The sequence below is a fragment of the Lentzea flava genome (assembly GCF_014648475.1).
In the GTDB taxonomy this organism is placed as follows: Bacteria; Actinomycetota; Actinomycetes; order Mycobacteriales; family Pseudonocardiaceae; genus Lentzea; species Lentzea flava.
In genome coordinates this window covers 71,887-81,540 of record NZ_BMRE01000042.1, presented here as the reverse complement: position 1 = coordinate 81,540, position 9,654 = coordinate 71,887, and the positions used below count along the sequence as shown (strand labels likewise).

General features: G+C 67.8%; 11 protein-coding genes and 2 pseudogenes. 4 read left to right on the top strand and 9 right to left on the bottom strand.

Annotation, left to right across the window (positions count from 1 at the left end; genetic code table 11):
• Positions 1–55: 55 nt before the first annotated feature.
• From IEZ09_RS46900 to IEZ09_RS48000, 3 genes are read right to left on the bottom strand one after another with little or no spacing between them, the layout of a single operon-like run.
• On the bottom strand, positions 56–181 hold the full coding sequence (locus tag IEZ09_RS46900) for a PTS glucitol/sorbitol transporter subunit IIA (protein ID WP_229813211.1): 126 nt from the start codon (positions 179–181) through the stop codon (positions 56–58).
• A complete protein-coding gene (locus tag IEZ09_RS46895) occupies positions 178–315 on the bottom strand; it encodes a hypothetical protein (protein ID WP_229813210.1) in 138 nt (45 codons plus the stop codon). The genes IEZ09_RS46900 and IEZ09_RS46895 overlap by 4 nt, the downstream gene beginning before the upstream one ends.
• Positions 305–679 (bottom strand): TnsA-like heteromeric transposase endonuclease subunit, encoded by a 375-nt coding sequence (locus IEZ09_RS48000; protein ID WP_368856206.1) that lies wholly within the window; start codon positions 677–679, stop codon positions 305–307. Before IEZ09_RS48000 ends, IEZ09_RS46895 begins: the two co-directional genes overlap by 11 nt.
• Positions 680–914: 235 nt before the next feature.
• On the opposite strand from IEZ09_RS48000, the gene IEZ09_RS46890 reads away from it, so the two are divergent.
• The gene (locus IEZ09_RS46890) at positions 915–1,094 is read left to right on the top strand and encodes a transposase (protein ID WP_229813209.1); all 180 of its coding nucleotides are present in this window, start codon (positions 915–917) and stop codon (positions 1,092–1,094) included.
• 161 nt (positions 1,095–1,255) lie between these two features.
• Here IEZ09_RS46890 and IEZ09_RS34210 read toward each other — a convergent pair whose 3' ends face one another.
• The 4 genes and pseudogenes from IEZ09_RS34210 to IEZ09_RS34195 all read right to left on the bottom strand — a co-directional run bounded on the left by IEZ09_RS34210 (position 1,256) and on the right by IEZ09_RS34195 (position 3,790).
• Positions 1,256–1,846 carry a hypothetical protein gene (locus tag IEZ09_RS34210; RefSeq protein ID WP_268247669.1) on the bottom strand — a complete coding sequence of 197 codons (591 nt, stop codon included), beginning with the start codon at positions 1,844–1,846 and terminating at the stop codon, positions 1,256–1,258.
• 238 nt (positions 1,847–2,084) lie between these two features.
• Positions 2,085–2,426: pseudogene (locus tag IEZ09_RS46885) on the bottom strand (alpha/beta hydrolase fold domain-containing protein); the annotation flags it as partial.
• Positions 2,427–2,475: 49 nt separating this feature from the next.
• On the bottom strand, positions 2,476–2,904 hold the full coding sequence (locus tag IEZ09_RS34200; RefSeq protein WP_189257949.1) for a DUF6069 family protein: 429 nt from the start codon (positions 2,902–2,904) through the stop codon (positions 2,476–2,478).
• 25 nt (positions 2,905–2,929) lie between these two features.
• A complete protein-coding gene (locus IEZ09_RS34195) occupies positions 2,930–3,790 on the bottom strand; it encodes an SDR family oxidoreductase (protein WP_189257948.1) in 861 nt (286 codons plus the stop codon).
• A gap of 108 nt (positions 3,791–3,898) precedes the next feature.
• On the opposite strand from IEZ09_RS34195, the gene IEZ09_RS34190 reads away from it, so the two are divergent.
• Together IEZ09_RS34190 and IEZ09_RS34185 are read left to right on the top strand one after the other, a co-directional pair.
• Positions 3,899–4,303, top strand: coding sequence for a winged helix-turn-helix transcriptional regulator (locus IEZ09_RS34190; RefSeq protein WP_189257947.1), 405 nt, complete (start codon positions 3,899–3,901; stop codon positions 4,301–4,303).
• Positions 4,304–4,559: 256 nt separating this feature from the next.
• Positions 4,560–5,179 (top strand): annotated as a pseudogene (locus tag IEZ09_RS34185) (inorganic phosphate transporter); the annotation flags it as partial.
• Between the two features lie 219 nt (positions 5,180–5,398).
• Here the strand turns inward: IEZ09_RS34185 and IEZ09_RS47540 are convergent.
• Positions 5,399–5,566: a three-helix bundle dimerization domain-containing protein gene (locus IEZ09_RS47540; RefSeq protein WP_368856205.1), complete on the bottom strand. Its 168-nt coding sequence runs from the start codon at positions 5,564–5,566 to the stop codon at positions 5,399–5,401.
• Between the two features lie 454 nt (positions 5,567–6,020).
• Between IEZ09_RS47540 and IEZ09_RS34180 the strand changes: the two genes are divergently transcribed.
• Positions 6,021–7,985, top strand: coding sequence for an NB-ARC domain-containing protein (locus IEZ09_RS34180; protein WP_189257946.1), 1,965 nt, complete (start codon positions 6,021–6,023; stop codon positions 7,983–7,985).
• Here IEZ09_RS34180 and IEZ09_RS34175 read toward each other — a convergent pair.
• Entirely contained in the window at positions 7,909–9,612 is a 1,704-nt protein-coding gene (locus IEZ09_RS34175; protein WP_189257945.1) for a hypothetical protein, read from the bottom strand. The genes IEZ09_RS34180 and IEZ09_RS34175 overlap by 77 nt on opposite strands.
• Positions 9,613–9,654: the final 42 nt, after the last annotated feature.

Genomic DNA, 9,654 nt, shown 5'->3' with positions numbered 1-9,654 from the left:
CCCATCACTCGATCACTGATCGCCTACGACCACTGATCAGCTAGGACTTACTCGTCTAGCTCCGCGCGCGACCGGCCTCACCGGTCAATCGGACCGAACTGCCGACCGCGGTCACCGTCCAGATCTCGTCGTCGAACCGGACCTGGTCTCCCGGCCGCAGCGACTGACCGGCCAGGCTCACCGCAGACCACCGGTCGGCAGCGGGACCGCGACGAGGGCGTTCTCGTGCAGCAACACCGACAAGTTCGTCTCCAGCTCCGAACACCACAACAGATGGAAGATCACCGGCAGCGTGGCCAGCGGATCACCGAGCAACCTCGCCAGCTCCAGCAGCCGGTGCGGGACGATCGCGGCCTCGAGAGCAGCTGCCGCGACGGCAACGGGCGTGGCGGTAGCCGGCCAGCCACCGCAGGTTCGCCATCAGGACCGGGTCCTGCTCATGCGCGAGCTCGTAGCGCCAGCCGACCTCGGCGCAAGCCCGCTCGGTCGCCGCGAACGCGGCGGCGTCAGCTGGCTTGATCCGGCCAACAGGGCGGCAGTCGATCACCAGACCGGTCCCGTCGGCCAAGCGGGCGACGTAATCCGGAGCGTGCCGACGACCGCGGCGGCCGTCGCCCCAGCTCAGCCAGAACGGCTGCGAGGCCAGACCAACGACATCGGCCGCGAAGTCCAGGCGGATGACGTGGTCACGTTACAGCCACGACTCGAAGCCCACGTGCCGACAGTTCGTCGCACACCACACGTTGCTCGGTTCCTCGGCGACGCGCAGCCGCGGGAACAGATCACCGCGATCAAGGCCGAAGCATTCCACGGGTTCTCCGCCCTGGCTGCGCTTCCGTGGCGAGGAGACCTAGCGCAACGCCGCGGACTGCCAGGAGAAGATCATCAAGTTCAACGAGCTGCTCACCAACAGCGTGATCTACTCCAACGCCTGCGACATCACCGCCGCAGCGAACGCTCACGACGACGGGCACCTGATCGACACCGACGACCTGGCCACAATCTCCCCCTACATCACCCACACCATCCGCCCCTTCGGGGACCGGGTGCCGGACTTGTCCCCACCGGAAGGCGGTGCCGGCCACCACGCTTGATCTGGTGCCGGGTGCGCTGTTCCCGGCGAACACCACACAGGCCGCGGCTCCAGCGGCCACCGCACCCGGCCGACCGCAGCATTAGCGGGCTACGTTAGAGAAAGGTTCCTGACAGCCACCACTCGCGTCTTCCCTAAAGAGGAGTGCGACGCTTGTTCAGGTCAGCCGAATGCGGTAACCAGGAGCGGGATTCGGCGCAGGTCGCTCAAAGTGCACGTGAGTCCTGCCAGTGCACAAACGGCGCGCATGAGAATGGCATCGTCGTGCTTACCAGGTTCGACATCGCCATCGAGCCCGAAGATGCCGGCCGCGTCAAATGCCGCGCGCAGGTCGGCAGGCATGCTGGGAAGGTTTTCTTCGAGATCGTCGTGGATGTCGATCCAGGCGAGCTGTTCGGAGTTGACAAAGTAAGAGAGACTGGCATTCGCGTGTATGGAGAACATGCTTGTGGCCGCTGATCGGCCGTTGGCGGAGAGCGACGGTGTGCTTAGGTGGTCGGTGGCCATGGAGTCGTCGTAAACGAATGTCCACTCACCGATGCGTCCCGCCAACAATGCGCCAGAAGCCCCCGATTCGATACCAAGAGCTGCAGCAGGCAGGGACGTCCACCTGTCTGGCTTTCCGTCAGGCAACTCACAGGGCTGGAACAACCGTGGCTTGGCACCCAGGATTTCCAGCGCTTCTGCCGGCTCGAGACCACTCACGACGTGCACGGTATGGTTCGGGTTCTCGTCGCTGGCCAACTCGCTGATCCAGATCGGATCCCCTCGGAGTCAAGCGTATTCGGAGGAAAACCAGGCGTTGGCATAGTCGGCAACCTCGGCATAGAAGATGGTGACGCCCTCGAAACGGCTCGTCGTCACGCCTTTGTGGCACATGACAATGTTTCACCTTAGCCGTCTCTCCACCCCCGTTGCATCACATCCAGCAAAGCTGCCCTAACGGTCCTAGATGGACTGTTGGAAGGGCACAATATGGCACCGCGTGTACTCATTGGACGGCGCCTACCAAGTGGTTTCCAAACACAACTGCGCATCCTGCTGACCGTGACGCTGACGGTCCACCACACATCGTGCCTTGAGAACCATGTGACAACCGTCTGGGCATCGTCGTGCACATCGCGCTCACTGCTGGGTGTCCGTCCCCAGCGAGGATGGCAACTTCGGGAGCGGCGACACGACGAACTCGGTGAGAGCGCTCCAGCGCCAGGCATTCGGGCATCGGGTAGACGAGCAGTGGGAACACGGGCCGGATCTCGGCGCGGTCGTGGGCGAGCAGTGCGAGGGCGGCGGTGATTCCCCCGCCCGCGCTGGCTCCGCCGATGGCGATGCGGCGTAGGCGCCATCGGGCAAGCCCGGTGGCGCCCGGCCCGGTTCGGTGATCAGGCGCGGACGCCGGCGCCCTGGGGCTTGTCCGCGGGCAGCGGCAGCACGGTGCGGAAGATCGGCACCGCGACCGCGGAGACCATGACGTGCATCAGCATGAGGGCCACCACGCCGATCGGGCTCGCGCCGGGGATGGCGAACAGCGGCACATCGGCCAACAGCGACACGGCGACGACGATCGGTACCAGCTTGCGCAGCACGGCGTTGGGCCTGGCGGCCTTGCGTCGGATCAGGGTCCAGGCCACGGCGGCCACGACCACGCCGACCGCGGTGAGGAACACGTAGGCCTGGGGCGTGAGGCCCTGGACCACCGCGGACGAGGCGCCCAGCGCCTGGGCGGCGGCGGACACCGCGGTGTTGGCGGCGGAGGCCAGCACGATCGCGGCCAGCACGCCGAGCACTACCTTGGTCCTGCTCGTTTCCATGATCGTCTCCTCGGGTTCGCCGGGGTCAGCCGAGGTTCTTGAGCAGCGCGGTGACCGCGGTGTCCAGGGGCGTGGTGGGGCGGCCGAGCAGTGCGCGCAGGTCGCCGCTGTCGGAGGCCAGCTCGCCGGCCGCGATCGCGCGGTCGGCGTCGACGAGCATGTCCGCGACGAACTCGGGCAGTCCGGCGCCGACCAGGATGCTCCGGTGCTGCTCGGCGGGGACGTCCTGGTAGGAGACCGGCTTGCCGGAGATCCGGGCGATCGCCTCGGCGAGATCGGTGTAGCTCCACGCCTCGTCGGCGGCGAGCTCGTAGACCTTGTTCTCGTGGCCGGTGCCGATGAGCACCTCGACCGCGGCGCCGGCGTAGTCCTCACGCGGCACGCCGCCGGCCTTGCCCTCGCCCGCGCTGCCGAGCACGGCCCCGGTCGCCACGGCCTGGGCGACGGCCTGCTCGTAGTTCTCGGTGTACCAGCTGTTGCGGAGGAACGTGAACGGGATGCCCGAGTCGCGGACGACGTCCTCGGTGGCCTTGTGCTCCGAAGCCAGGCCGATGGTGCTGGTGTCGGCGCGCAGGATGCTGGTGTAGATGAGGTGCGTCACGCCGGCGGCCTTGGCGGCCTGCACGGCGGCGGTGTGCTGGGCAACGCGGCGGCCGACCTCGCTGCCGGAGACCAGCAGCACCTTGTCCGCGCCCGCGAACGCCTCGGTCAGCGTGGAGGGCTGGTCGTAGTCGGCGGTGCGCACCTGTACGCCGAGCGCGGCCAGGCCGGCAGCCTTCTCCGGGTTCCGCACGGCGGCGACGACCTGGTCCGCCGGGACCTTCTGCACGAGCGCTTCCACGACCAGGCGGCCGAGGTGTCCGGTGGCACCGGTGACGACGATCATCAGGGGTTCTCCTTCGCGTCTGTACTTGCTTCAAGTTTGTACAAACTTTTCGAAAGTGCAACCCCCAAGTGAGTACCGTCTCTTGGAACGTGCGGCGTATTGGGTAGTATGGGTGGTGTGACTGATGTGGCGACGCCCGAGGACGAGCACGACAAGTTCGTGTTCGACGTGTTCGCGCAGCGCTGCCCGTCGCGTTCGACGCTGGAGCACCTGACCGGCAAGTGGGGCACGCTGGCGATGGTTGCCCTGTACGAGGGCACGTTCCGGTTCAACCAGCTGCGCCGCCGGGTCGACGGCGTGAGCGAGAAGATGCTCGCCCAGACACTGCAGGCGCTGGAGCGGGACGGGTTCGTCCACCGCGAGGCGCAGACGTCGATCCCGCCCAAGGTGGAGTACAGCCTGACCGACCGGGGCAGGCACACCGCCGAGTTGCTGCTCGGACTCATCAAGGACGTCGAGTCGCAAATGCCGGACGTCATGGCGGCACGGCAGCGTTACGACGCGGCCAGGTGACGGTGGACATGTGTCTCAGGAGCTCGAACGGGTTCTGACGTCCAGGGCCTACCTGCGACACGTCAGCGCGGAGTAGTTGGATCGACGCCACTGCTGTGTTGCCGTGGCCAGGCTGGCTCTCGGTCCGGATCTTGGCGGTGTGCTCGGCGAGGCGCTCGGCGGTTGCCGCGCCGCACGGCGGGTTGAGCGGCAGTCGTGCTGCGAAGTTCACCTCGAGGTACGCGTGCGTTCATCCGGCGCGGAAACTCGGCCGGGCATGGAAGTCATTGTTGTGGTCGTGGTGGTCACGGCGTTGGTGTTCGACTTCACCAACGGGTTTCACGACACCGCCAACGCGATGGCCACGTCGATCGCGACCGGTGCGTTGTCGCCGCGGGTCGCGGTGGGGTGTCGGCGGCGCTGAACCTGGTCGGTGCGCTCCTGTCGATCGAAGTCGCGCGAACGATCTCCAGTGGGCTGGTCGACGAGAGCCGGATCGGGCCCGCGGTCGTGTTCAGCGGGCTCGTCGGGGCAGTGGTGTGGAACCTGGCGACCTGGCTTCTGGGCTTGCCGTCCAGCTCGTCGCACGCGTTGTTCGGTGGCCTGATCGGGGCGACGTGGGTCGCGGCGGAATCGGCCGCGGCGACGGTGATCCTCACGTCGTCGCAGCTGGGTTTCGCGCTGTTCACGACGCACGTGTGTGCGAGTGGTGTGGTCGGTGCCGGAGTGGGCAAGCGGCTGGCCGTGGTGCGCTGGACCGTGGCGGGGCGCATGGTCGTCGCCTGGCTTCTCACCCTGCCCGCAGCCGAGCTGGTCGGCGCGCTGGCTGGGCGGACCGCGGCCCAGGGCACCGCGGGTGTCCTGGTGGTCGCGGTGGCCGGTGTCGCCGCAGGGCTGGCCGCGGCTTCTTGCGGCCACCGTGTGGTGCCCGCCGCGAGCTATGTGTTGTGCGCCGCGCTCGCCGGATACGGCATTACCTGGTCGTGGTGCACTGATCCGGCAACAGACAGGCAAAGACGCAGGCGCCGTCGCACCTGGGAAGCCGCGGTGACTGCACCTGGTCGCGACCGAGCAGCTCGGCCATGCCGTACACGGGGTGCGATCGCCGCGCTCTGTTCACGATCCGCACAGCTTCCGGTGCGCGGCCCTGGCGGCGAGGATCGGCAGGAAGTTCTGGAACTTGGCCTCGCGGGACAGCCGGCGGTAGGCGTCGGACACGGCTTGCCGGACGGCCTGGTAGTCCGCCATGCCTTTGCACCGGCGGGTGGCTTCCGCGGCAGCCACGTCGAGTTGGGCTTCGACCTCGGTGTGGAGGTCGTGAGGATCATGGACCTGGTGTCAGTCGAGGGTCGTGGCCATGACTCTTCCTCCCCGGTCGACCGGCCACGACGAGGTCGCCCGGTGCCGGAGCCGTCCAAACGACCCGCGCATCGCGTTGACGGCCGCGGCGGGCTTGGGACATGTGCACGCCATCCGGCAGGGCTACGCCGGGCGGATGATCCGGTCGTGCTCTGGCGGCCATCAGTGTCGAACCAGTCGACTGGAACCTGGAGTGATTCGGTCCCATGTCGTTGCGGGCATGTCTCGCTACGGGATGCCGATCTCCGGCGGGGACGTTCGGTCGGGCGTTACTGTGGCCCTTCTGATCATGTTGCTCCGGGGAGGGCAAGTGGGGAGCGTCGTAGTCGGGCCGCGTCGTGCTCGTCCGTTTCTGAACCGTGTCGGTGCGCAGAGGGAAATGAGCAGACTGCTGGGCGAGCGGCGGGCTGAGGGACGCCCTTGCCTGGTGTACTTGCACGGCCCGGATGGCATCGGGCGTACGAGCTTGGCCAGTGAGTTCTTCCACGAGCACCGGTCGGAGTTCGACGACGCCTACATCGAGGTGGCTGCCCGTCAGCCGGACGGCAAGCTGGTGCAGCAGGGGGAGATGCTGGGTCAGGCGCTGCGTGGTCTGGGTGTGATGGACGCGGACCTGGCCAGTTCGGATGCTGCCCGTGCGGAGGCGTTTCAGCGGCTGTCCGCCGGCAAGCGGTTCCTGATGCTGATCAGGGATGTGGCGAGTGCGGAGCAGGTCACGAGGCTGATCCCCAACTCGTCGCCGGAGGCGGCGGTGGTGGTGACTGCTCGGGCGATGCTCCGGGAGCTGTTCCAGCACGATTTCGCCGACGTGCCGTTGAGCAAACTGCCGCGTGCGGAGTCGAGGGAACTGCTCCTCGCCTGCATGGGTCCGGGTGCGGCCGACTTGCCTGCCGCTGTCATCGACGAGCTGACTGAGATCTGCGACGGCTTCCCGCTGTTGATCCGGATTCTCGGTGCGCAGCTGGTGAGGCGTCCTCAGCGTGCCGTGGAGCGTTATCTGCGGGAGTTGCGGGCCTCGGACGAGGCCCTGCTGGCCATGGACCATTCGCAACGCGTGACGCGCTTCCTGAACGCGACCTTCAGCCTGGTGCGGGATCTGCAGCTCGCGCTCCGCCGGCTCGCACTGCTGCCCGGCCCGACGTTCGGGATCGGCGCTGCGGCGGTGGCGCTGGACGTCGATCGTGATCGGGCCGAACAGGTGCTCGACGAGCTGTCCGATCTCAACCTGCTCGTTCACGACGTTGATCGGGACAGGTATTCGTTCTACCGGATCGTGCGCGCGCACGCCCTGCGCCTGGCGCAGGAGGTCGACGGTCCCGATGTCGTCAGGTCGGCGGTCGAAAGGATCACGACGTGGTACCTCCGCGAGGCGATCGCGCGTGACGCGGCCCTGGCGAACCGATGGCGGGTCGGTCCCGAGTTCGACCGGTACGTCGCGTCCGGCCCGGCTCCGCTGCCGCGGAACGACGCCACGGCCTGGTTCGACGTCGAGTGGACCTCGGTCGTCGCGTGTGTGCGCGCCGCGCACGAGCAGAACCTGCATGACATCGCGTGGCAGCTCTGCGTCGCGATCTTCAAGTACCTGCACCTGCACGGGCATGTCGACGTGTGGCTCGACAGCCACGAGCTCGGAGTCTCCTCCGCCGAGGCGAGCGGCACCGTGACGGGCCTGATGCAGGTCACCTCGCAACGGGGCGCTGCCCATCTCGCCGCCGGGAACACGACGCGTGCGCGGCAGGACTTCGAGGCCTCGTTGCGTGCGGCGATCGAGGCGGGTCACCGGCTCGGCGAGCAGAGCGCGTGGGAGTGGCTCGGCAAGACCGCTGCCGCCGAGAGCGACCTGGAGACGGCGTTCCGCTGCTTCGACGAGTCCGAGTCGGTGGTCGAACGGTCCGAGCACGCGATTCCGGAGCGGCAGCGGATCCGGATGCTGGCGCTGCTGGCCCTGCAGCGTGCGAGAGCGTGGGTGAAGCTGCAGGAGTGGGACCGTGCGGCGAGCGTGGCGGCCGGCGTGATCGGGTACTTCGAGTCGGCCGGTGAGACCGACAACCACGCCAAGTGCCTGCTCGTGCTCGGGGGTTCCGCCCTCGGCGCAGGCGATCCTGCCGAAGCCGCCCGGCACTACGAGCAGGCGGCCGCGCTGTTCTCCCGCGACCAGGCCATTCGTGCCGAAGCCGGTGCCCTGCGCCAGGTGGGCGTGGCCAAGAGGGCCAGCCGCGACCTCGACGGCGCTGCCGCGGCTCTGCGGTCGGCCAAGGAGCTGTACATCATGCTGGGGGACGCGGAGACGGATGTGGTGGACACACTCCTGAAGCAGGTTGAGGCGGAAGGTGCGGCCGGCTGAGCACCACCTCGATCCGCCGGCCGCCGATCCGCAGCACCGCGTTGCCGGGTAGCGCCTCCCACGTGCGGCCGGCCGAGATCCAGGCGTAGAGGGCGGAGGCGCACGCGACGGAAGTGTCCACATCAGACAAACCGTGCGTGACAACGCCTTTGTCGCGGTGGACGACTTCCTCGCCTGTGACGACCAGCCGGCACGCCGGGCGAGCGGCGAAGATCTCGGCAGCCTCGCGCAGGTGGCCGGCCACCACGACGGTCGCGTTGCCGTGGAGGTCTCGGCGTGGATGTGTCTGCTCCACGACCAGGTGCCGGTCGATCGTGTTCGGAGGCTGCTCGTCGCGGGCGTCGACGTCCGCCGGCCACCTCGTCACTTCGGCCTCGTGTTCGCTGTGCCATCGTGCTGTGACCCACCACGCGGTGACCGGCATGCGTTCAGGCAGCAACGCGTCTGTGGGATATGGCGGGACCAGCGGTGCTCGCAGTGGCTCGGGTAGCTCCAGGAGGCCGTAGAAGGCCTTTCTCAGCGCGGCTGCCGAGGAGCCGGGTAGTGAGGTCGTGAGCTCGCGGACCTTGGTGAACTGGCCGGCCGCGGCGTCCGCAAGTGCGGTGCCGAACTGGGGGAGGAACGCCGCCGCGGGGTCCAGCCGCGATGCGGTGCGTCCCAGCTCGCCCATCGCGGACCCCTCGGCGATCTGGTTCTCGGGGAACGAAGCGAGTAGCGTCGCTCGGCCCGCGCACGCCGCATACCCCGTCACCGCACCGAAATCGCCGATCACCACGTCGGCGGCCAGCACTGCCTGCTGCCAGCCTTCGGCGGGAGGTATGAGCCGCAGTCCCGCCCGCAGACAGTCGCCGAGCCACACCCTGATCTGCGCGGGGCCGTGCGCGAACCACGTGTTCGGGTGGAGTACGGCAGCCACGACATGCCGGTCGCCCGGCAGTTCCGCGAGCAGGTGGGCGATGAGATTCGGGTTTCGTCCCAGCAGGGAATCAGGTCCCCAGGTCGATGACACGACGACGACCGTGGTGTCGTCGTTCCCGCCCAGCGCGCTTCGGTAGTCGCGGCGCAGCGGTTCGCTCACCGCCATGCGGTCGAAGCACGGATCGCCGGCCACCACCGCGGAGCCCAGTGCTTCGGGAACCGCGTCGGCCAGGCGAGCGTACTGCTCGTCGTGTGACAACACGACTGCGCTAGGGACTACCGCGCCGTCACGCACCAACCATTCGCGGGACAGGCCGTAGACGGAGCGGTTTCGGGTTTCGGGTTTCGGGTTTCGGGTTTCGGGTTTCGGGTTTCGGGTTTCGGGTTTCGGGTTTCGGGGCGAATGCTTAGTGTAGCCGATTCCGTGCGAAAGAACCGCGAGTGGAGCGTTGATGTCGTGCAGATTCCCACTGTTGTGTACCGACAACGCCAGGTCGAACTCGGTCATGATCGCCTGTTCCCACGGCATGACCAGTGCGCCCATTGTGGCGAGGTGTTCCTCCACGCCGTTGGTCACGGCGGATGCCTGCGGACAGGTGTACACGATCTGCACCCGCTGATCACTGTCGAACACGGGAATGATGTCGGCGAGCCGGTTGAGCGCCGTCACCGTGTGGGCGACGGCCAGCACCGAACGTTCGGCGGCCACAGTCCGCCACCGGGGACCGTGAGGTCCGAGCGGCACCTTCAG